The 20,055-nt window shown below is 71.2% G+C and carries 21 protein-coding genes; 14 read left to right on the top strand and 7 right to left on the bottom strand.

The features are described from left to right. The first annotated feature begins 129 nt into the window (after positions 1 to 129). The 3 genes from QIS96_RS00480 to QIS96_RS00470 are packed head-to-tail and all read left to right on the top strand — an operon-like array spanning position 130 to position 2,383. A complete protein-coding gene (locus QIS96_RS00480; protein ID WP_282540276.1) occupies positions 130 to 807 on the top strand; it encodes an AIM24 family protein in 678 nt (225 codons plus the stop codon). A gap of 14 nt (positions 808 to 821) precedes the next feature. Further along, on the top strand, positions 822 to 1,700 hold the full coding sequence (locus QIS96_RS00475) for an ATP-binding cassette domain-containing protein (RefSeq protein ID WP_282540275.1): 879 nt from the start codon (positions 822 to 824) through the stop codon (positions 1,698 to 1,700). Then, the gene (locus QIS96_RS00470; protein WP_282540274.1) at positions 1,697 to 2,383 is read left to right on the top strand and encodes an ABC transporter; all 687 of its coding nucleotides are present in this window, start codon (positions 1,697 to 1,699) and stop codon (positions 2,381 to 2,383) included. The genes QIS96_RS00475 and QIS96_RS00470 overlap by 4 nt, the downstream gene beginning before the upstream one ends. A gap of 115 nt (positions 2,384 to 2,498) precedes the next feature. Here the strand turns inward: QIS96_RS00470 and QIS96_RS00465 are convergent, their stop codons facing one another. Continuing rightward, positions 2,499 to 3,371 carry a polysaccharide deacetylase family protein gene (locus QIS96_RS00465; RefSeq protein WP_282540273.1) on the bottom strand — a complete coding sequence of 291 codons (873 nt, stop codon included), beginning with the start codon at positions 3,369 to 3,371 and terminating at the stop codon, positions 2,499 to 2,501. Positions 3,372 to 3,478: 107 nt separating this feature from the next. Here QIS96_RS00465 and QIS96_RS00460 point away from each other — a divergent pair, with 107 nt between their 5' ends. From QIS96_RS00460 to QIS96_RS00445, 4 genes are all read left to right on the top strand, one after another. Then, on the top strand, positions 3,479 to 3,982 hold the full coding sequence (locus tag QIS96_RS00460) for an SgcJ/EcaC family oxidoreductase (RefSeq protein ID WP_282540272.1): 504 nt from the start codon (positions 3,479 to 3,481) through the stop codon (positions 3,980 to 3,982). A 15-nt stretch (positions 3,983 to 3,997) separates the two neighbouring features. Continuing rightward, positions 3,998 to 4,867, top strand: a complete 870-nt coding sequence (aac(3), locus tag QIS96_RS00455) for an aminoglycoside 3-N-acetyltransferase (protein WP_282540271.1) — start codon at positions 3,998 to 4,000, stop codon at positions 4,865 to 4,867. Between the two features lie 98 nt (positions 4,868 to 4,965). Then, positions 4,966 to 5,397: an NfeD family protein gene (locus QIS96_RS00450; protein WP_282540270.1), complete on the top strand. Its 432-nt coding sequence runs from the start codon at positions 4,966 to 4,968 to the stop codon at positions 5,395 to 5,397. Between the two features lie 3 nt (positions 5,398 to 5,400). Beyond that, positions 5,401 to 6,429 carry an SPFH domain-containing protein gene (locus tag QIS96_RS00445; protein WP_282540269.1) on the top strand — a complete coding sequence of 343 codons (1,029 nt, stop codon included), beginning with the start codon at positions 5,401 to 5,403 and terminating at the stop codon, positions 6,427 to 6,429. Here the strand turns inward: QIS96_RS00445 and QIS96_RS00440 are convergent. The 3 genes from QIS96_RS00440 to zapE form a co-directional block, all read right to left on the bottom strand. Continuing rightward, the gene (locus QIS96_RS00440; RefSeq protein ID WP_282540268.1) at positions 6,426 to 7,310 is read right to left on the bottom strand and encodes a PPK2 family polyphosphate kinase; all 885 of its coding nucleotides are present in this window, start codon (positions 7,308 to 7,310) and stop codon (positions 6,426 to 6,428) included. The genes QIS96_RS00445 and QIS96_RS00440 overlap by 4 nt on opposite strands. 133 nt (positions 7,311 to 7,443) lie before the next feature. After that, positions 7,444 to 8,832 (bottom strand): alkaline phosphatase PhoX, encoded by a 1,389-nt coding sequence (locus tag QIS96_RS00435; protein ID WP_282540267.1) that lies wholly within the window; start codon positions 8,830 to 8,832, stop codon positions 7,444 to 7,446. 267 nt (positions 8,833 to 9,099) lie between these two features. Then, positions 9,100 to 10,215, bottom strand: a complete 1,116-nt coding sequence (gene zapE, locus QIS96_RS00430; RefSeq protein WP_408907089.1) for a cell division protein ZapE — start codon at positions 10,213 to 10,215, stop codon at positions 9,100 to 9,102. A gap of 37 nt (positions 10,216 to 10,252) precedes the next feature. Here zapE and QIS96_RS00425 point away from each other — a divergent pair, with 37 nt between their 5' ends. The 4 genes from QIS96_RS00425 (at position 10,253) to msrB (ending at position 13,795) form a co-directional block, all read left to right on the top strand. Further along, positions 10,253 to 11,065 carry a pyrimidine reductase family protein gene (locus QIS96_RS00425; RefSeq protein ID WP_282540265.1) on the top strand — a complete coding sequence of 271 codons (813 nt, stop codon included), beginning with the start codon at positions 10,253 to 10,255 and terminating at the stop codon, positions 11,063 to 11,065. A gap of 173 nt (positions 11,066 to 11,238) precedes the next feature. Further along, positions 11,239 to 11,688 carry an indole-3-glycerol phosphate synthase gene (locus tag QIS96_RS00420; protein ID WP_282540264.1) on the top strand — a complete coding sequence of 150 codons (450 nt, stop codon included), beginning with the start codon at positions 11,239 to 11,241 and terminating at the stop codon, positions 11,686 to 11,688. A 241-nt stretch (positions 11,689 to 11,929) separates the two neighbouring features. Then, positions 11,930 to 13,369: a UDP-N-acetylmuramate--L-alanine ligase gene (gene murC, locus QIS96_RS00415; protein ID WP_282540263.1), complete on the top strand. Its 1,440-nt coding sequence runs from the start codon at positions 11,930 to 11,932 to the stop codon at positions 13,367 to 13,369. 18 nt (positions 13,370 to 13,387) lie between these two features. Further along, on the top strand, positions 13,388 to 13,795 hold the full coding sequence (gene msrB / locus QIS96_RS00410; protein ID WP_282540262.1) for a peptide-methionine (R)-S-oxide reductase MsrB: 408 nt from the start codon (positions 13,388 to 13,390) through the stop codon (positions 13,793 to 13,795). A 191-nt stretch (positions 13,796 to 13,986) separates the two neighbouring features. On the opposite strand, the gene QIS96_RS00405 is transcribed toward msrB, so the two are convergent. After that, positions 13,987 to 14,811, bottom strand: coding sequence for an SAM-dependent methyltransferase (locus tag QIS96_RS00405; RefSeq protein WP_282540514.1), 825 nt, complete (start codon positions 14,809 to 14,811; stop codon positions 13,987 to 13,989). Positions 14,812 to 15,121: 310 nt separating this feature from the next. On the opposite strand from QIS96_RS00405, the gene QIS96_RS00400 reads away from it, so the two are divergent. Both QIS96_RS00400 and QIS96_RS00395 read left to right on the top strand, forming a co-directional pair. Then, positions 15,122 to 15,790 (top strand): ATP-dependent Clp protease proteolytic subunit, encoded by a 669-nt coding sequence (locus QIS96_RS00400; protein ID WP_282540513.1) that lies wholly within the window; start codon positions 15,122 to 15,124, stop codon positions 15,788 to 15,790. A gap of 1 nt (position 15,791) precedes the next feature. Further along, positions 15,792 to 16,406, top strand: coding sequence for a ClpP family protease (locus QIS96_RS00395; protein WP_282540261.1), 615 nt, complete (start codon positions 15,792 to 15,794; stop codon positions 16,404 to 16,406). 123 nt (positions 16,407 to 16,529) lie between these two features. Here the strand turns inward: QIS96_RS00395 and QIS96_RS00390 are convergent, their stop codons facing one another. Continuing rightward, the gene (locus QIS96_RS00390; protein WP_282540512.1) at positions 16,530 to 16,970 is read right to left on the bottom strand and encodes a helix-turn-helix domain-containing protein; all 441 of its coding nucleotides are present in this window, start codon (positions 16,968 to 16,970) and stop codon (positions 16,530 to 16,532) included. Positions 16,971 to 17,153: 183 nt separating this feature from the next. After that, positions 17,154 to 18,458, bottom strand: a complete 1,305-nt coding sequence (gene clpX, locus QIS96_RS00385) for an ATP-dependent Clp protease ATP-binding subunit ClpX (protein WP_282540260.1) — start codon at positions 18,456 to 18,458, stop codon at positions 17,154 to 17,156. Between the two features lie 103 nt (positions 18,459 to 18,561). On the opposite strand from clpX, the gene QIS96_RS00380 reads away from it, so the two are divergent. Next, on the top strand, positions 18,562 to 19,821 hold the full coding sequence (locus QIS96_RS00380) for a TetR/AcrR family transcriptional regulator (protein WP_282540259.1): 1,260 nt from the start codon (positions 18,562 to 18,564) through the stop codon (positions 19,819 to 19,821). Positions 19,822 to 20,055 lie beyond the last annotated feature (234 nt).

The following is a 20,055-nucleotide window of genomic DNA, read 5'->3' as shown; positions in this document are numbered from 1 at the left end:
CGGACGCGGGCATCACGGGCATCCCTCCCGCCGGGTGCAGCCCCGCCGCTAGAGTCGACCGTGTCCTCCCGACCCGGAGGGCCGTACCGGCGCAACTGCCGGTCGACAGCAGCAGATCCGGGGGTTCGGATGAAGAGCGAACTGTTCGCTTCGCAGAACATGGCACAGCCCGCCACGGCGCCGGGCATGAGCCTGCAGAACTCGAAGTCCGTCAAGTACGTCGTGAACGGCGAGATGCACGCCCGCCAGGGCTCGATGATCGCCTACCGCGGCAATCTGCAGTTCGAGCGCAAGGGGCAGGGCGTCGGCGGCATGCTCAAGCGGGCCGTCACGGGCGAGGGCCTGGCGCTGATGGCGGTGCGCGGACAGGGCGAGGCCTGGTTCGCGCAGGAGGCGGCCAACTGCTTCATCGTCGACATAGACCCGGGCGACTCGCTGACCATCAACGGCCGCAACGTCCTCTGCTTCGACCCCACCCTCTCGTACGACATCCAGACCGTGAAGGGCGCGGGCATGGCCGGCGGCGGGCTCTTCAACAGCGTCTTTACCGGGCAGGGCAAGCTCGCGGTGATCTGCGAGGGCGACCCGATCGTGATCCCGGTCAGCCAGCAGGCCCCGGTGTACGTGGACACGGACGCCGTCGTCGGCTGGAGCACCCAGCTGCACACGTCGCTGCACCGCTCGCAGAGCATCGGCTCGATGATCCGCGGCGGCTCGGGCGAGGCGGTCCAACTGATGCTGCAGGGCGACGGGTTCGTGATCGTGCGCCCCAGCGAGGCCCTGCCGCACAAGCCCGGCCAGAACTGACCGGGGCACCACGCGTGCGACTCACGAAGGTCGGCCGGCGGTACGCGCCGGGCGGCCCCTGGGTGCTGCGCGGGGTCGACCTGGACGTGCCGGCCGGTGCGCTGCTGCGGATCTCCGGGGCCAACGGCAGCGGCAAGTCGACGCTGCTGCGGCTGCTCGCCGGCATCGACGCGCCCAGCGAGGGCCGGATCCACGGCAGACCGCGCACCGCGTACGTACCGGAACGCTTCCCGTCCGCGCTGCCGTTCACGGCGATCGGCTACCTCACGCACCTGGGCCGGGTGCACGGGCTTCGCGGGCCGGTGGCCGACGCCCGCGCGCGTGCCTGGCTGGAGCGCTTCGGCGCGGACGGGCACGCGGGTACGCAGCTGCGTGAGCTGTCCAAGGGCACCAGCCAGAAGGTGGCCGTCGCCCAAGCGCTGCTCGCCGAGCCGGAGTTGCTGATCCTGGACGAGGCCTGGACCGGCCTCGACACCGCCGCCCGCGCCGAACTCGACCTGGCGGTCGGGGAGTTGACGTCCACGGGCGCGACCGCGGTGTATGTGGACCACGATCCGCGACGCCTCGCCGGTGCCGTGGACGCCGCCTACCGGGTCGACGGCGCCGCCCTGGTCCCCGACACCGCCACGTCCTCGGAGCCCGCGCCGCAGGTCACGGTCCTGGCCCGTGGCCGCGCGGGAGTATCCCTCCCCGGAGGCCTCCCCGAGGGCACGCACGCCGAGCTCGACGCGGCCGGCTCGGCCCGCCTCACGGTCCCCGCCGCCCACTCGGACACGCTCCTGCGCACCCTGCTGCACGCCGACCCGCCCTGGCACATCCGCGCCGTACGGGAACCGGGGCGGGCGGTCGAAGGGCCGCAACCCAGCTCTGCAGCCCAGGAGTTGACCTCATGAGGAAGCCGCCGACCTCGACCGCCCTCCTCCGCTACCACACCGCCCTGCTCCTGCGCTCCCAACGCTGGCTGCCACCCGTACTCGTCTACGCCGCCCTGGTCGCCGTCGGCGCACAGCCCGGCGACCCCGTGCTCGACTCGCTCGGCTACACCAGTGCCGCACTGCTGCCCGTCGCCGCCTGGCTGACGCGGATCAGCGCCACGCAGGAACCGCCCGCGGCCCGCCACGTCACCGCCTCGGCGGCGGGCCCGGGGCGCGCTCATCTGGCCGCGCTGCTCACGGCCTCGGGCTGTGCGGCGGCGCTCGGGACGGCGGGGAGTGCGCTGGTGGTGGCGATGAGCGGCTGGTGGAACACGAGCCACGAGGTGCGGATCGCCCCGCTGCCCATGGTGCTCGCCGCGCTCCTCGCGGTCGCGGTCTGCGTCCTGCTCGGCACGGCCGTCGGCGCCCTGTGCACCTGGCCGCTGCTGCGCAGCCCCGGCTGGTCCGTCTCCCTCACGGCCCTGCTCGCCCTCCTGGCGATCGTGACGACAGGCTCCCCCGCACGCGAAACGGTATGGGCCCTCATCACAGGCTCCCGCACCGGCACGACACCGGTCCTGCTCCTGCCCCTCGCGGGCGCGGCACTGCTCGCGGTGGCGGCGGGGGCGACGGTCTGCGGGGTCTGTTCGCGGCGGGGGTGAGGGGGGATCGGGCTTGGGCTGCCGCCCCTGGACGACCTCGTCGGATCTACGCCCTTCGGGGCCCGAGGTCGATGCATATGCGGGGGCGAAGGCGGGGGAGACGGTGCCGAGGTTGTCACCCGCGGCCGGCTGCTCCGATCAGTTCCGAGACCCGCACGAACCGGTACCCGCGCTTGCGCAGTTCCGGTACGACCTTGCGGATCGCTCGTTCGGTCGTCGGGGCCGCGCTTCGTGTGCAGTGCATGACGACGACCGAGCCCGGCTGCACCCCGCGCAGCACCTCCTCGGCGACCGAGTCCGCGTCCGTCGCGAAGGCGTCGCCGCTGACGACGTCCCACTGCACCGCCGTCACGCCGGCCTGGGCGACGTTGCGGAGGGCCGTACGGTCGTAACAGCCGCCGGGGAAGCGGAAGTACGGCATCGCGTTCTTGACGCCGACCTTCCTGAACGCGGTGAACGCCCGCTCCACATCGGCCCGCATCTTGTCCGGGGCGACGGTCGGCAGGCCGTAGCAGCGCGAGGTGAACGCGTAGTGGCTGTACGAGTGGTTGGCCACCTCGAAGAGCGGGTCCGAGCCGATCGAGCGGGCCTGGTCCGGGTACTCCTCGGCCCACCGCCCCGTCATGAACACCGTCGACGGCACCTTGAGGCGGCGCAGCGTGGCGAGCAGCGCCGGGTTGTCGAACCGCTCGCCCCCGGCGGCGCGGGCGCCCTGGTCGGCGGTCATGTCGGCGTCGAAGGTCAGCGCGACGGTCTTTTCGGCGGCGCGCTTCCCGTTCTTGAACACGGGCGCGAGCCCCGCAGGCCCAGGCGCGAGCGTCGGCGGACGCGCGGCGACGGAACCACCGGGCGAGGCCGAACCGCCGGGCGAGGCCGTATCGGAGGGGCGGGACGGTTCGGAGGGCGCGGAGTTGTGGCCGGTACCGCAGCCGGTGACGACGGCACCAAGGACACAGAGGGCGGCGAGTCTTCGTACGGGAGCGATCACCCGGCGACCATAACGCCGTAAATAGGACTAATCGCTTAGCCGCACCGTGGTCGAAGAGTGGTGGGAGGCAGGCGTGTGACGGCCCGTCTGCTGCCACCATGGGCGGCATGTCAGCAACACCGGCTTCCCCTGAACCCGCCGCCTCCGCCGACGCCGATGCCGCCGTACGCGACCTCTACGAGCGTCTGCTGCGGGCCTGGAACGCGCGTGACGCCGCCGGGTACGCGGCCCTCTTCGAACCCGGTGCCGCGCTCGTCGGTTTCGACGGCAGCCAGGTCTCCGGTGACCGGGTCGAGGCCCACCTCGCGCCGATCTTCGCGGACCACCCCACGGCGTCGTACGTCTGGAAGGTGCGCGACGTGGCACAGCTCGCCGACGGGGTGGTGCTGCTGCGCGCCGTCGTGGGCATGGTGCCGCCCGGCCGCGACGAGCTGAACCCGGCGACGAACGCGGTCCAGTCGCTGGTCGCGCGCCGCAGCTCGGGGCAGTGGCGGGCGGTGCTGTTCCAGAACACGCCGGCCCAGTACCACGGCCGCCCCGAACTGGTGGAGCAGCACACGGAAGAGCTGCGTCAGGTGTGGCGAGCCCACATGGCCGACCCCCGAGACTGATCCGGAAGGCGCCCCATGGACGAACGCGAGCTGCTCGAACGGTCAGGCGGGCCCGTCACCCGCAGCCGCCTGCTCCACGACCTGACCGCGCTCGGCCTCCGGTCCGGCGACACCGTCATGTTCCACACCAGGCTGTCCGCCATCGGCTACGTCGCCGGGGGCCCCACCACCGTCATCGACGCCCTGCGGGACGCGGTCGGCCCCACCGGCACCCTGATGGTCACCTGCGGCTGGAACGACGCCCCGCCGTACGACCTCGACACCTGGCCGCGACCCTGGCAGGACGCCGTGCGCGCCGAACACCCCGCCTACGACCCGGAGTCGAGCGAGGCGGACCATGTCAACGGCCGGCTCCCCGAGGCGCTGCGCCGCAGGCCGGGCGCGGTGCGCAGCCGGCACCCCGACGTCTCCTTCGCCGCCCTCGGCCCGGCGGCCGTCGAGCTGACCGCCGACCATCCCTGGGACGACCCGCACGGCCCCGGCAGCCCGCTCGCCCGCCTGGTCGCCCGACGCGGCCGCGTCCTGCTGCTCGGAGCCCCGCTCGACACCATGACGCTCCTGCACCACGCGGAAGCCCTCGCCGACGCCCCCGGCAAGCGGTACGTGACGTACGAACAGCCCGTCGTCGCCGAGGGCCGCCGCGTCTGGCGCCGCTTCCGCGACATCGACTCGGAGCACGGCGCCTTCGACTACGCGCGCGTGACGCCCGACGGGCAGGACCCCTTCGAGACCATCACCCGCGCGCTGCTCGCGGCGGGCCACGGGCGCAGCGCTCGCGTCGGCGCCGCCGAGAGTCACCTTTTCGAGGCGGAAGAGGTCGTCGCGTTCGCGGTGGACTGGATCGAGCGGAAGATCGGGCGGAAGGGCGAGCGGAAGGGCGAGTAGGAGAGCGGGTGGAATTCCGGTGGTGAGTAGCGTGTCGGCCCGGTGGGTAAATCAGCGGTAGTTCTCCGACGGAAATGCCCGACGAAAAGTCGTGCGCAATGGACCCATGGCTGATCTGGTTGATCGTCGCAGCCGTTCTGGCGCTGGCCGAGATACTCACGCTCACGGCCGCGCTCGGAATGCTGAGCGCGGCTGCGCTCGTCACGGCGGGAACCGCGGCGCTCGGACTTCCGCCGCCTCTCCAATTCCTGGTGTTCGCCGCCGTCGCCACCGTCACCCTGCTCTTCGTACGGCCCGTCGCACTGCGCCATCTGAACCGGCCCCAGGTCGCGCGGTTCGGCGTGGACGCCCTGGTCGGCAAGGCCGCGTACGTCGTCTCGGAGGTCTCGGCCGCGGGCGGCAGGGTCCGGATCGACGGGGAGGAGTGGACGGCCCGCCCCTATGACGAGACGCTGGTGATTCCTCGGGGAGAGACCGTCGACGTCATGAAGATCAGCGGCGCCACCGCGTTCGTCTACCCCCGGGGCTGAGCCATGGAGATTTCTGCGTTCCTCATCGTCGGACTGATCGTCGCGCTACTCGCGATCTTCACCGTCGTACGAGCGGTACGGATCGTTCCGCAGGCCCGCGCGCGGAATGTCGAGCGGCTCGGCCGTTATCACCGCACCCTCAATCCCGGACTCAATCTCGTCATCCCGTACATCGACCGCGTGCACCCGGTGATCGATCTGCGCGAACAGGTCGTCTCCTTCCGGCCGCAGCCCGTCATCACCGAGGACAATCTCGTCGTCGAGATCGACACCGTCCTGTATTTCCAGGTGACCGACCCGCGCGCGGCTTTCTACGAGATCGCGAATTTCCTGCAGGCCGTCGAGCAGCTGACCGTCACCACGCTGCGGAACGTCGTCGGCTCCATGGACCTGGAGAAGACGCTCACCTCGCGCGACACCATCAACAGCCAGCTGCGCGGCGTGCTCGACGAGGCCACCGGCAAGTGGGGCCTGCGCGTCAACCGGGTGGAGATCAAGGCCATCGACCCGCCGCAGACCATCAAGGACGCCATGCAGAAGCAGATGCGGGCCGAGCGGGACAAGCGGGCCGCGATCCTCGGCGCCGAGGGCCAGCGGCAGTCGCAGATCCTCACCGCCGAGGGCGACAAGCAGGCCGCCGTACTGCGCGCCGAGGGCAACCGCACCGCCGCGATCCTCCAGGCCGAGGGCCAGTCACGCGCCATCGACGAGGTGTTCCAGGCCGTGCACCGCAACGACCCGGACCCGAAGCTGCTCGCCTACCAGTACCTGCAGACGCTGCCGCAGCTCGCGCAGGGCGAGGGCAACAACTTCTGGGTGATCCCCAGCGAGATCACCTCCGCGCTGCAGGGCGTCTCCAAGGCCTTCAACGTGGAACTGCCACAGTCCCCGGCGACCCGCGAGAAGCCACCCGACGACGACAGGGCGGCCAAGGCCGCCGACGACACCGCTCAGGCCGCGGAGGCGGCCGCCGAGGCGGTGGCGGACGCCGCCAAGGCCGACAGCACGACACCCACGCTCCCGCCCGACTAGGTCCCCTCGTCGAGCAGCCGCTCCCTGCACTCCGCCACGTCGAACTCCGCCTCCGGGTATCGCGGATCGAGGGCTTCCAGGTGTTCGCGCAGCAGGGTGCTGATCGCCCAGTTCCGGTACCACTTGCGGTCGGCCGGGATCACGTACCAGGGCGCCGCCGCCGTCGAGCAGCGCTGCAGGGCCAGTTCGTACGCCTCCTGGTACGCGGGCCAGAGCGCGCGCTCGTCGATGTCGGACGGGTCGAACTTCCAGTGCTTGTCCGGGCGGTCGAGGCGCTGGAGGAGGCGGCGGCGCTGCTCCTCGTACCCGATGTGCAGGAAGCACTTGATCAGCGTGACGCCGTCGTCGGCGAGGGACTGCTCGAAGCGGTTGATCTGGCCGTAGCGGCGGCCCAGTCGGTCGCGCGGGGCGAGTTCGCGGACGCGGGCGATCAGGACGTCCTCGTAGTGCGAGCGGTCGAAGATGCCGATCTCGCCGGGGTGCGGGAGCGCCTTCCTGACCCGCCACAGGAAGGGGTGGTTCCGCTCCTCGGCCGTGGGCGCCTTGAAGGCCTGGATGCGGCAGCCGGACGGGTTGAAGAGGCCGATGACGTGCTTCACCGTGCCGCCCTTGCCGCTGGTGTCCATGCCCTGCAGGACGAGCAGGAGCCGCCGGCGGTCGCCGCCCGTGCTGGCCGCGTACAGGCGTTCCTGCAGGTCCGCGAGGCCGGGGCCCATACGGGCCGTCGCCTCGCGGCCCGCGCTCTTGCCGCCGGGAGCGTCCGGGCCGCCGGGGGTGGCGCGCGGGTCGAACGCGGCCAGGTCCACCGGCTCACCCTCGGGGACGCGGAGCAGCTCGCTCAACCGTTGCGGCGCCGCTCTGCCCTTCTTCCCTTTCGGCATCGTGCGCCCCTTCCGCCCGTCCTCCCACGATCCTGCGCCGGGCGGGCGGGGGCCGCGACCGCGAACGGCCCCGCACCCGGCCCCGAGGGGGAGCGAGTGCGGGGCCGCAGGGGCCTGAGGGGCCGTACGGGGGCTAGCCGTTCCAGGGCCCTGTCACGGCGAACGTCGTGCCCGGCGTGTAGCAGTTCACGTACATCGTGTCGTCGTCCGGGGAGAACGTGACGCCCGCGAACTCGCCCCACTCGGGCTCCTCGGGCGTGCCGATGTTCTGTCGGCCGCGGGCCATCGCGTACACCTCGCCGCGCCGCGTCAGGCCGAACACGTGCTGCGCGCCCTCGCCGTCCTCGCAGACCATCAGGCCGCCGCTGGGCGCGAGGCAGATGTTGTCCGGTTCCTCGCCGGGGAGTTGGAGGTCGGTGTCCGGGCCGAAGACGATCACGAGCGTGAGGACGTTCCGGTCCGGGTCGTACCGCCAGATCTGGCCGTAGTGGTCGGCGGCGGAGCCCTCCGCGCTCTTGGCGTAGGAGGAGACGAAGTAGACGCTGGAGCCGCCCCAGTAGCAGCCCTCCAGCTTCTGCGCGTGCGTGATGCCGCCCGCGCCGAAGTCCTGGAAGCGGATGGGCGTCTCCTTGGCCAGCGGGTCCGGTACGTCGACCCAGGTGATGCCCTTGAAGCTCGTGCCCGTCTCGCGCACCGCGGACAGGTCCTTCACGCCCGGCACCCGCATGGCCTGCAGTGTGCCGCCCGCCTGCAGGGAGCCGATGCCGCCGAGCGGCTTGTTCGGCCGGAAGCGGTAGAAGAGGCCGAAGGGCTTCTCGAAGGCGTCCTCGGTCTCGTAGACGACGCCGCTGCGCGGGTCGATCGCGATCGCCTCGTGCTGGAAGCGGCCCATCGCCTCCAGCGGCACCGCGCCGGTCCTGCGCGGGTCGGCGCCGTACACCTCGAAGATGAAGCCGTGGTCCTTGGTGTAGCCGTTGGTGCCGGCCTTGTCCTCGGTCTCCTCGCAGGTCAGCCAGGTCTGCCAAGGGGTGGGCCCGCCCGCGCAGTTGACCGCGGTGCCGGCGATGGCCACGCGCTCGTCCAGGACGTTGTTGCGGCTGTCGAGCGTGAGCGCCGTGCAGCCGCCCTTGCCCATCGGGTCGTACGTCAGGCCCTCGACCGTCGGCACGGGGATCTTCGCGGTGACCCGGTTCTCGTGGTTGCGGACCAGGTGGACGCCGCCGCCCCGGGCCCGGAAGGCGGCCATGCCGTCGTGGTTGCTGGGCACCTTGCCCTCGCCGGAGGGCAGTTGGCCGCCCTCGCGGGACAGGACCTTGTAGCGGAAGCCCGCCGGCAGGTCGAGCAGGCCGTCGGGGTCGGGCACGAGCGGCCCGTAGCCGGCCCTGCCGCGGGCGGCCGCCGAGCCGGCGAAGAGCTCGGAGAAGGCGCCGGTGAAAGCGATGCCGACGCCCAACGCGCCGGTGCCGGCCAGGACTTGGCGTCTCGTCGCGGCGGGTCGTGCGGTCTGTCGTGTTTCGGACATACGGGCAACTCCCTGCTGGCGGACAGGAATACGACCCGCTGTGTGTATCACGCAGCTGACGCTCCGGGAACCACGCGCGTAGAAGGCGTTTCACGTGTCCTTCTCGCGCGCACGGCTCCCGGAGCCCGGTTTCGCCCCCGGGCCCGAGCCCCGTTTCGGCCTGGGGCCGCGCCTCGTTTCGGCCTGGGGCCGCGCCCCGTTTCGACCCGGGGCCGCGCCCGGTTTCGGCTCCGGGCCCGCGCCCGGCTCGGCGCCGGGGGAGCGGCCTCAGCCCTCCTGCGCGCCCGGGATCTTGCGGGAGTCGCGGGCCAGGGCCGTGAGGCGGGAGATCGCGCGGAAGTATTTCTTCCGGTACCCGCCCTTCAGCATCTCCTCGCTGAACAGCCGGTCGAAGGGCAGCCCCGAGGCGAGCACCGGGACCTCGCGGTCGTAGAGCCGGTCCGCGAGGACCACGAGCCGCAGCGCCGTCGACTGGTCGGGCACCGGCGTGACCCCGGTGAGGCAGACCGCCTGGATGCCGTCGGTCAGCGCCCCGTACCGGCTCGGGTGCACCTTCGCGAGGTGTTCGAGCAGGTGCGGGAAGTCGTCGAGCGAGGCCCCCTCGGTGGCGTACGCGACCTTCGTGACCTGCTCGTCGGAGTACGGCGGCGGGGCCTCGGGCAGGCCGCGGTGGCGGTAGTCCTCGCCGTCGATGCGCAGCGCGCGGAAGTGCGCGGACAGGCCCTGGATCTCGCGCAGGAAGTCGGCCGCGGCGAACCGGCCCTCGCCGAGCTTGCCGGGCAGCGTGTTGGAGGTGGCGGCCAGGGCCACGCCCGCGTCGACCAGCTTGCCGAGCAGGGTGGAGACGAGCACCGTGTCGCCCGGGTCGTCCAGCTCGAACTCGTCGATGCAGAGCAGCCGGTGCCCGGAGAGGGTCTGCACGGTCTGCTGGAAGCCGAGGGCGCCGACCAGGTTGGTGAGCTCCACGAACGTGCCGAACGCCTTGAGCGCGGGCTCGGCCGGGGTGGCGTGCCAGAGCGAGGCGAGCAGGTGGGTCTTGCCGACGCCGTACCCGCCGTCGAGGTAGACGCCGCGCGGCCCGGCCGGCTTGGCCTCGGCCCTGCGGGAGAACCAGCGGCGCTTGCCCGAGCCGGTGGCGTGCGCCCCGCCGAGCGTTCCCGCGAAGCCGCTGAGCACGTCGACGGCCTCGGCCTGGCTCGGCTGTCCGGGATCCGGGACGTACGTCTCGAAGCGGGCCGACTGGAAGCGCGGCGGCGGCACCATCTCGGCGACCAGACGGTCGGCGGGTACGTGCGGCTCGCGGGCGCAGAGGGACAGCGGGGACGGGTCCGCTATCGGGCTCGTACCGGCGGGGGAGGCGGAGGAAGCAGGGGAGGACGACACAGCTCTTAACTCTAAAGGCCGTGCGAGACTGCGGGACATGCGCAGCCTGTTCCCTGTGACCGACCAGACACCGGCCGGGGGCCCCGAGGCCGTCCCCGGCACCGACCGTGCGCCTGCTCCTCCTGGCGTCGACCGCGAGTGGAGCCTCGACGAGCTGGCCGACTGGTACGCCTATCCCGAGACGGACCGTCCCGTACTGCGGGCCAACATGGTCTCCACGCTCGACGGCGCCGCCATGCACGACGGCCGCTCGCAGCCCATCTCCTGCCCCGCCGACATGCGGATCTTCGGCATCCTCCGGGGCCTCGCGGACGCGGTGGTCGTGGGCGCGGAGACGGTACGCCAGGAGGGGTACCGGCCGGCCCGCGCGCGGGACGCCTTCACCGAGCGGCGTGCGGCCGCCGGGCAGGGGGCCGCCCCGGCCATCGCGGTGATCAGCGCGAGCCTCGACCTGGACTTCTCGCTTCCGCTCTTCACCGAGCCCCTCGTGCCGACCCTCGTACTGACCGGAGCGGCGGCCTCCGCGGAGCGGCGCGCGGCCGCGGAGAAGGCGGGCACGCACGTCCTCATCGCCGGCGAGGGCCGGGGCGTGGAGCCCGAGCGAGTGGTCGGCGCGCTGGCCGAGCAGGGCCTCACGCGGCTGCTCACCGAGGGCGGTCCGACGCTGCTCGGCCAGTTCGTGGCCGCCGACGTCCTCGACGAGCTCTGCCTGACCGTGTCGCCGATGCTCGCTGCGGGCGATGCCCGGCGGATCGCCGGGGGACCGCGGATGACCTTGCCTGAACGGTTCGCGCTCGCCTCGGTGCTGGAAGAGGACGGGTTCTTGTTCACCCGTTATCGACGCCCCTGACATTCGGTGGAATTAGTCGTTCCGTTTCGCCTCCGCTGGGCACACTGGGACATGCAGACGTCGTGCCCGCGGGGAACGCACTCCCCGCGGGCGCTCGGTCAGGATGGATTCCGCAGGGGCCACGAGCCCCCGTATGGAGAAGGGCGCCCGCCGTGTCGTTCACGAGCGTTTTGATGATCGAGAAGCCCCTGTCGCCCGTCGACGTGGAGTTCGTCACCACGTTGCACGGCGACGAGAAGGTCTCCTTCGTCGTCCTCATGCAGCCGCGCGGCGACCAGGACCGCCTGCTGCGCGCCCTCGACGACGTCGCGCTCGGCGAGCTGGAGGAGGCCGTTCACGAGGGCGACGAACCCGAGGGCGGGGAGGCCACCGAGCCCGCCCGCCTCGCCCTCGAACACTCCCTGAAATCCCTGCGCGACGCGGGCGGCGAGGCCATCGGCCAGCTCGTCGAGGACCACCCGATGGACGTCCTGAAGAGCGTCGCCGCGGAGACCCGTGCCGACGAGGTGATCGTGCTGACCGCGCCGCACTACGTCGAGGAGTTCTTTCACCGCGACTGGGCCTCCCGCGCCCGCCACAAGGTCGGCGTCCCGGTCCTCAAGCTGTACGCGCACAGCGAGTAGGGCTTCGGCGTTACGCGCCGGGGGCGGGGCTCGGGGCTCGGGTGCTCCGCGTACGTGGGGCGGGGCTCGGGTTCTCCGCGTACGCGGGTGGGGCTCGGGTTCTCCGCGTACCGCGGGCGGTGCTGCGTACGCGGTCGCGTGCGGCCCGACTACGCTGGGCCTGCCCCCGACCCGGCGCGGGGGCGCGGCCCCGGGAGACCGGCGGCCGACCCCGGACAGCCAGCTCGCCCAGGAGACGTACATGACCCCCGGCCTGCCCCCCGCCATGGACCGACCGCACTTCATCGGCATCGGCGGCGCCGGAATGTCGGGGATCGCGAAGATCCTCGCGCAGCGCGGCGCGCACGTCGCGGGCAGCGACGCACGCGAGTCGGCCACCGCCGAGGCGCTCCGCGAGCGCGGCGCGACCGTGCACATCGGCCATGACGCCGCCCACCTCGCCGCGGACGCCTCCGCCGTCGTCGTCTCCTCCGCGATCCGCGAGGACAACCCGGAGCTGGTGGCGGCGGGCGAGCGCGGAATCCCGGTGGTGCACCGCTCGGACGCGCTCGCCTCCCTGATGACCGGCCTGCGCGCCATCGCGGTCGCGGGCACGCACGGCAAGACCACCACGACGTCGATGCTCGCGGTCTCGCTCTCCGCCCTGGGCCTCGACCCCTCGTACGCCATCGGCGGCGACCTGGACGCGCCCGGCTCCAACGCCGACCACGGCGAGGGCGAGATCTTCGTCGCCGAGGCCGACGAATCGGACCGCAGCTTCCACAAGTACGCGCCCGAGGTCGCCATCGTCCTCAACGTCGAGCTCGACCACCACGCCAACTACGCGTCGATGGACGAGATCTACGAGTCCTTCGAGACCTTCGCCGACAAGATCGTCCCCGGCGGCACCCTCGTCGTCGCCGCCGACCAGTCCGGCGCCGCCGAGCTCACCCGCCGCGTCCGCGAGCGCTCCGACGTCAAGATCGTCACGTACGGCGAGTCCGAGTCCGCCGACGTCCGCATCCAGAAGATCACCCCGCGCGGGCTGACCAGCGAGGTCACCGTCCTGCTCGGCGGCAAGCTGCTCACCTTCACCGTCTCGGTGCCCGGCCGGCACTACGCGCACAACGCCGTCGCCGCTCTCGCCGCCGGTGTCGCCCTCGGCATCCCGGCGCACAACCTCGCCTCGGCCCTCGGCAAGTACACCGGCGTCAAGCGCCGCCTCCAGCTCAAGGGCGAGGCCGCCGGCGTCCAGGTCATCGACTCGTACGCGCACCACCCCACCGAGATGAACGCCGACCTGGAGGCCATCAGGGGCGCGGTCGGGGACTCCCGGATCCTCGTCGTCTTCCAGCCGCACCTGTTCTCCCGCACCCAGGAGCTGGGCGTCGAGATGGGCCAGGCGCTCGCGCTCGCCGACGCGTCCGTGGTCCTCGACATCTACCCGGCCCGTGAGGACCCGATCCCCGGCATCACCAGCGCGCTCATCATCGACGCGGCCCGCACGGCCGGCGCCGACGTCACCCCCGAGCACGCCAAGGACGCTGTCCCGGACGTGATCGCGGGAATGGCCCGCCCCGGCGATCTCGTTCTCACGATGGGCGCGGGCGACGTCACGGACCTCGGCCCGAAGATCCTGGACCGCCTGTCCGACGCGTCGGCCGTGTCGGGCGAGGCGGACGTGTCGAGCAAGTCGAACTGAACTGAGGGGACGCGCATCATGTCGTACGACGTCGAGAAGCCGGACGAGCAGTGGCGCGCGGAGCTGAGCCCCGCGGAGTACGCGGTGCTGCGGCAGGCCGGCACCGAGCCCGCGTTCACCGGTGAGTACACCGACACCAAGACCAAGGGCGTCTACTCCTGCCGTGCCTGCGGTGCGGAGCTGTTCACCTCCGAGACCAAGTTCGAGTCGCACTGCGGCTGGCCGTCCTTCTACGACCCGAAGGAGTCGGCGGCCGTCGAGCTGATCGAGGACCGCTCCCACGGCATGGTCCGCACCGAGGTCCGCTGCTCCCGCTGCGGCTCCCACCTGGGCCATGTCTTCGAGGGCGAGGGCTATCCGACGCCCACCGATCAGCGGTACTGCATCAACTCGGTTTCGCTGCGGCTTGAGGCTGCGGGCGAGTAGGCAGGTAGGCGAGTAGGGGCGACTTGGTTGCCTGATCGGTTGCCTGATCGGCCTTGGTCAGCTGTCTGATCGATTGCCTGGTCAGTCCGGTGGGACCACGGTGGGCACGGCCTTTCGGCCGTGCCCACCGCCGTTGTGGCCGGGTGCCTCGGCGTTCTGGCCGGGCGCCGCGGCGGGCGCGCACGCAGGGGTCAGCGCTTCACGGCCACTCCGCCGAACATGGCAACCTCGTCCGGCGTCTCGTCGGCAATGTCGGGGCGCCAGCGGTTGCAGGACACGACCCCGGGACCGATGAGCTCCAAGTCGTCGAAGAATCCCGCCACTTGGGCCGGTGTGCGCTGGGTGAGCTTCGGAGTGCCGTGCTCGTTCCAGAACGCCACGGCGGCGTCCACGTCCGGCATCGAGGGGCTCGTGATGGTGTGCGAGAGCACCAGGTGGCTGCCGGCGGGCAGGGCGTCCATGATGCGCCGTACGACCGCGCGGGCCTCCGCCTCGTCCTCGATGAAGATGACCACCCCGAGCAGGACGAGGGCGACCGGCTGACTCAGGTCCAGGGTCTCGGCCGCGTGCTCCAGGATCGTGTCGACGTCGCGCAGGTCGGCGTCGAGGTAGGTGGTGCTGCCCTCCGGCGTGCTGGTCAGCAGCGCACGCGCGTGCGCGAGGACCAGCGGGTCGTTGTCGACGTACACGACCCGGCTCTCCGGCGCCAGGGACTGGGCGACCTCGTGGGTGTTGTCGGCGGTGGGCAGCCCCGTGCCGACGTCCAGGAACTGGCGGATGCCGACCTTGTCCACCAGGTGCCGCACCGCCTCGCCGAGGAAGCGGCGGTCGGCTCGCGCGTACTCCCCGATGCCCGGGTGCAGTTGGCGGATCTGGTCGCCGGCGGCGCGGTCCACCTCGTAGTTGTCCTTGCCGCCGAGCCAGTAGTTCCAGATCCGCGCCGTGTGCGGCTGGGAGGTGTTGATCCGGGCGCGCAGGTCTTCCGGAGTCGTGTCGGGGGTGGGCTGTTCGGGCACGGGCTCCTCCTGGTGGCGCTGCTCACAGATCTTCAACACGCAATGTAGAGCCTCGAGTTAAGGGCCGTGTGAGCGGGCCGAGGGCGAGGCGAACGCTTCGGCGGCCGCCGCGTCGCCCCTCGCGGCCGCCCACCTGCGGCTTTGCGTGTGCGCGGCGTGCGGAGCGTACGACTCCGGCCTCGCTCTGCTGTGGGCAGATCTGCTCAGGGCAGAGATCTCTGTCCTCGCAGCTGTCGTGGGCCGACATTGGAGTCACAAGCGCAGCGACGACGCGAGAAAGCTAGGAGGAGCGATGGGCATGAACTCGCTCATGACCGGGCCCGGTTCGGGTGTCGCGGTCGGCTGGGGCCGGTCCGCTCAGGCCCCACGGGCGGAGGAAGGGGACACGGCGCCCACGCGTTTCGACGACCATCTGGCCGCCCAACTCCTGGGCCAGCGCATCATCGTGCTGGGCACCCAGGTCGACGAGGTGTCCGCGAACCGGGTGTGTGCGCAGATGCTGCTGCTGTCGGCCGAGGACCCGCGTACCGACATCAGCCTCTACATCAACAGCCCCGGCGGCTCCGTGCACGCCGGCCTGGCCATCTACGACACGATGCAGCTGATCCCGAACGACGTCTCCACGCTGGCCATGGGCTTCGCCGCCAGCATGGGGCAGTTCCTGCTCTCGGTCGGCACTCCCGGGAAGCGGTACGCCCTGCCGAATGCGCGGATCATGATGCACCAGCCGTCCGCGGGCATCGGGGGAGCCGTCGCGGACATCGAGATCCAGGCGGAGAACCTGGAGTTCCTGAAGCGCTCCATCGAGCGCATCACCGCCGAGCACACAGGCCAGTCCGAGGAGACCATCGCGAGGGACGGCGACCGAGACCGCTGGTTCACCGCCGAACAGGCCAGGGACTACGGCATGGTCGACCACGTGGTCAGCTCGCTCGTCGACGTACGGCCCGCAGCGGCCAGGCAGCGCAGGGGGTTCTGAGATGGGTTCCTACACGATCCCGAACGTCGTCGAGCGCACCCCGCAGGGCGAGCGGTCCTACGACGTCTTCAGCAGGCTCCTGTCCGAGCGCATCATCTTCCTCGGCACGGAGATCGACGACGGCGTCGCCAACGTCGTCATCGCGCAACTCCTGCATCTGGAGGCGTCCAACCCGGGTCAGGAGATCGCCATTTACATCAACTCCCCGGGTGGATCGTTCACTTCACTCATGGCGATCTACGACACGATGACCTTCGTCGGCGCCCCCATCTCCACGTTCTGCGTGGGGCAGGCGGCGTCCACGGCCGCCGTGCTGCTGGCCGGGGGCGACAAGGGCAGACGCTTCGTCCTCGACCACTCGCGCGTCCTGCTCGGCCAGCCCGCGAGCGGAGGCCAGCGCGGCACGGTCGCCGACCTGCGGGTCCAGGCCAAGGAAATGATGCGGATCCGCGCGCAGATCGAGGATGTGCTCTCGCAGCACACCGGCCACGAGGTGGCGACCCTCCGCCAGGACATGGACCGCGACAAGGTCTTCACGGCCCAGGAGGCAGTGGCGTACGGCCTCGCGGACGAGGTGCTCACGCGGCGGAACGAGGGCGTGCGAGGGCTGGGGTAGGACGCCTGGAGGGGGAGGGGGGAAGGGGAGGGGAGGGGGAGGGGGCGCTTGCTCTTTCTCTTGGCCCTTCGCCCTCCTCCGGCCCTCCCCTCGGGCTCTTCCCTCTGCCCGCCAGCCTCGGCTCTAGGCGGCCAGCCGCATGTGGCTTTGGTGGGCTCTGACCGTCGGGTCTGTGACACGGGGGCCGGAGCGACCGCCTGCCCCGCTGCTGACGGGGCCCGCACCGGAGAGCCGGATGACCTCCGCGTGCCCACGGGACAACAGGTCGGTCAGGCTCAGCCCCAAGGCGCGTGCCGCAGCCGCGAGCACCTCCGACGAGGCTTCCTTACGGCCGCGCTCCAGCTCGGAGAGATACGGCATCGAAATGCGCGCCGCCTCCGCCACATCCTTCAACGTCCGCTCCTGAACGAGCCGTTCGCGACGCAGCACATCGCCCACGACATCCCGCCACAGCGGCTCCTTGGCCGGCGTCGAGGGCGCCGTGTGGGCAGGTCGCAGCGGTATCACCTGGGCGTCGCGGCCCTCGGATGTCTGTCCCTGGGCCGTGGTCGACGAGGTGTCCATGCTGCTGACGCGGCCGTCTCGCGCCTCGAATGCTTCGGTCGGCTCTTCGCTGCTCACCATTTCAGAGTAGGAGCGCAGGGCCGACTGAAGGGCAAGTTCCGTTCTGCCAACAGCGAAGCAGCGCCGACGTGCGGGAACGCGTGCGGGAACGCGTGCGTGTGCGTGTGCGTGCGGGTGGTGCGGCTACGCCGTCTTCTCGCTGGGGCCTGTTTCGTCGCGCGGTACGAGCGTCGGGTTGACGTTGTCGAGCACGGTGTCACGGGTGACGACGACACGGGCCACATCGTCCCGGCTCGGCACCTCGTACATCACGTTCAACAGCACCTCCTCGAGGATCGTGCGAGCGGCGCGGGCTCCGGTGCGGCGCAACAGGGCTTGCTCGGCGATCGCCTCGACGGCCTCGTCCGTGAACTCCAGCTCCACGCCGTCCATTTCGAAGAGCTTCTGGTACTGCTTCAGGAGGGCGTTGCGCGGCTCGGTGAGGATACGGACGAGGGCCGGGCCGTCCAGCGGGTCGACCGAAGCCATCATCGGGAGGCGCCCCACGATCTCCGGGATCAGCCCGAACTTCAGCAGATCCTGCGGCAACGCCCCCGAGAACGGCCGCTCCTCGGCAGCACCTTGAGCCGCGCCCAGCGACCCCGTGAAGCCGATGCCCCGGCTGCCCGCACGCTGCTCGATGATCCGCTCCAGGCCGGCGAACGCGCCGCCCACGATGAACAGCACCTGCGACGTGTCGAACTGGATGAACTCCTGCTGCGGATGCTTCCGCCCGCCCTGCGGCGGCACCGAGGCCACCGTGCCCTCCAGGATCTTCAACAGCGCCTGCTGAACACCCTCACCTGACACGTCCCGCATGATCGAAGGGTTCTCGCTCTTGCGCGCCACCTTGTCGATCTCGTCGATGTAGATGATGCCGTGCTGGGCCCGCTCCACATCGTGGTCCGCCGCCTGCAACAGCTTCAACAGAATGTTCTCGACATCCTCGCCGACATAGCCGGCCTCGGTCAGCGCCGTCGCGTCGCCGATCGCGAACGGCACATCCAGCATGCGCGCCAGCGTCTGCACGAGATACGTCTTGCCGCAGCCGGTCGGCCCCATCAACAGGATGTTGGACTTGCCGAGTTCGACAGGTTCCGGCAGGGCCGACGCCTCCGACGAGCCCTGCGTGGCACCGCCCGGCGTGCTGCCCTGACGTACCCGCTTGTAGTGGTTGTAGACCGCCACCGACAAGGTCTTCTTGGCGTCTTCCTGCCCGATCACGTACTGCTCGAGAAACGTGAAGATCTCTCGCGGAGTGGGCAGTTCGCGCGGTGCGTTCTGGGCCGCTTCCTCGGCTTCCTCGGCGATCAGCTCGTTGCACAGCCCTACGCACTCGTCGCAGATGCAGATGCCGCTCGGGCCCGCGATGAGCTTCCTGACCTGCTTCTGACTCTTGCCGCAGAACGTGCACTTCAGCAGGTTTTCGCTGTCGCCGATGCGTGCCACTCGTACCTCAAATGCCGGGATCAGATGACGTCACCATGTGAAACGAAGGTATCCTGCGCCGTGACGGACGGCAATCCATACAGGGCTTGAGCGAGTGAGGGCAATGGGTCGGCTCAGCAGGGCGCAGTTGCAGCAACTCAACCGCGCCAAGGTGCTGGCAGCGGCCCGGGAGGAGTTCGCTGCTCGCGGCTTTCCCGGAGCGAAGGTCGACAGCATCGCCGAACGCGCGGGTCTCACCCGTGGTGCCGTCTACTCCAACTTCCCCGGCAAACAGGCCCTTTACTTCGCCGTCCTGGCGGAGCTGGCCGAGTCCGAGCCGGAGCGGTACGGAACCGACAGCGGGGCCGGTACGGGTCGCGGCGGCGAGGGCGAGTGCTCTCCGCGCACCGCGATCGCCGCGTTCGCGCGCGCCTGGACGGCCCGCCTGCCGCTCGCAGGTGATCGCGCAGCAGCGGCTGCTGGGGCGGGTGAGGCCGTTGATGCGCGGCTCGACACCCACCTGATGTCTGAGGTGCTCGCCGACGAGCGAACCCGCCAACCGTACGGCCAGCTCCTGAAGTTGGACGCCCTGCTCCTCGCTCTCGCCCTCGAACAACTGCGTCCCGCCGAGCAGGCGTACCCGCAGGAGCGCCCACAGGATTGCCTGCAGGACGGCCGGTCCGACCGCGCCCGCATGGTGCGGGTCGCCGAATCCGTGCTCACCTCCCTCCACGGCGCCCGCCAACTCGCCGATGCCGCCCCCGGGTTCATCGAGCCCTTCACCGTGATCAACGCCTGCGAGCGCCTCGCCGACGCCGCCCCGCACGACACCTGGGCCCCGCCTCATCTGCCGTACGTGCCCCACGCGCGCCCCGTCGACGAGCCTTGGGGAGCGGCCTCACCTGAGAGCTCTGTGGGTCACTCCTTGGGCGGTGCCGATGCGACCTCGACTCCGCTCCCCATGGATGCCGTGCGGGCCGCCCCTGCTCGCCTCGGTGGTGACGGGGTACTGGTCGTGCTCGGTCTGCACCGTCTGGAGGCCGTGGAGGAAGCGGTACGCGCGGTGCCGCCCGGCACCACGGTGACCGCGGTAATCGTCTCCGGCAGCCCGGACGAGCTCATTCCGCTCGCGCGTCTCGCCGTCGCCGACGTCACCAGTTGCCTGCGCGCCTCCTTTCCCCCGTGGGCCTGGCCGCGACTCCAAGTGGTGTACGACGCTTCGGGTTCCCTCGCAGCCGCAGCAGGCCTGCCCGCCGTGAGCGACGGCACCGAAGCGGCCGTACGTATCGCCGGAGGCCGGATCGTCGCCCGCGCCGACGGCCGGGGCGCCTGCCATGCGGCGGCGACAGCCGACCTGGCACCTCTGGTCTCCACGGCGGGCTGACCGTACGATCCGCCCGCTCGGCGGGGCCGTCGGTGCAGCAGGCGGCGCAGCAAAGGCGGAGCAGCAGTGCCGAGTTGGCGTCGAGCAGTGCGTGTCGTGAAGGAGGGCGGCGAGGCGGCTGCCCGCACTTGAACGGCAGGGCTTTCGATCGGCCGACGGCGCGACGATACGGTGACGTCGATCGCCGAGCCGTGGATGACGCACGGAACTCGGCCGCCGTACCCCCACGTTGGA

The sequence above is a fragment of the Streptomyces cavernicola genome (assembly GCF_029968035.1).
GTDB classification, from domain to species: domain Bacteria; phylum Actinomycetota; class Actinomycetes; order Streptomycetales; family Streptomycetaceae; genus Streptomyces; species Streptomyces cavernicola.
This window is presented reverse-complemented; position numbering and strand designations above follow the sequence as displayed.

Coding starts and splice junctions, on each gene's coding strand:
- QIS96_RS00480 (WP_282540276.1), top strand. CDS start 130: ATGAAGAGCGAACTGTTCGCTTCGCAGAACATGGCACAGCCCGCCACG.
- QIS96_RS00470 (WP_282540274.1), top strand. CDS start 1,697: ATGAGGAAGCCGCCGACCTCGACCGCCCTCCTCCGCTACCACACCGCC.
- QIS96_RS00460 (WP_282540272.1), top strand. CDS start 3,479: ATGTCAGCAACACCGGCTTCCCCTGAACCCGCCGCCTCCGCCGACGCC.
- QIS96_RS00450 (WP_282540270.1), top strand. CDS start 4,966: ATGGACCCATGGCTGATCTGGTTGATCGTCGCAGCCGTTCTGGCGCTG.
- QIS96_RS00445 (WP_282540269.1), top strand. CDS start 5,401: ATGGAGATTTCTGCGTTCCTCATCGTCGGACTGATCGTCGCGCTACTC.
- QIS96_RS00440 (WP_282540268.1), bottom strand. CDS start 7,310: ATGCCGAAAGGGAAGAAGGGCAGAGCGGCGCCGCAACGGTTGAGCGAG.
- QIS96_RS00435 (WP_282540267.1), bottom strand. CDS start 8,832: ATGTCCGAAACACGACAGACCGCACGACCCGCCGCGACGAGACGCCAA.
- QIS96_RS00425 (WP_282540265.1), top strand. CDS start 10,253: ATGCGCAGCCTGTTCCCTGTGACCGACCAGACACCGGCCGGGGGCCCC.
- QIS96_RS00420 (WP_282540264.1), top strand. CDS start 11,239: ATGATCGAGAAGCCCCTGTCGCCCGTCGACGTGGAGTTCGTCACCACG.
- murC (WP_282540263.1), top strand. CDS start 11,930: ATGACCCCCGGCCTGCCCCCCGCCATGGACCGACCGCACTTCATCGGC.
- msrB (WP_282540262.1), top strand. CDS start 13,388: ATGTCGTACGACGTCGAGAAGCCGGACGAGCAGTGGCGCGCGGAGCTG.
- QIS96_RS00400 (WP_282540513.1), top strand. CDS start 15,122: ATGACCGGGCCCGGTTCGGGTGTCGCGGTCGGCTGGGGCCGGTCCGCT.
- QIS96_RS00395 (WP_282540261.1), top strand. CDS start 15,792: ATGGGTTCCTACACGATCCCGAACGTCGTCGAGCGCACCCCGCAGGGC.
- QIS96_RS00390 (WP_282540512.1), bottom strand. CDS start 16,970: ATGGACACCTCGTCGACCACGGCCCAGGGACAGACATCCGAGGGCCGC.
- QIS96_RS00380 (WP_282540259.1), top strand. CDS start 18,562: ATGGGTCGGCTCAGCAGGGCGCAGTTGCAGCAACTCAACCGCGCCAAG.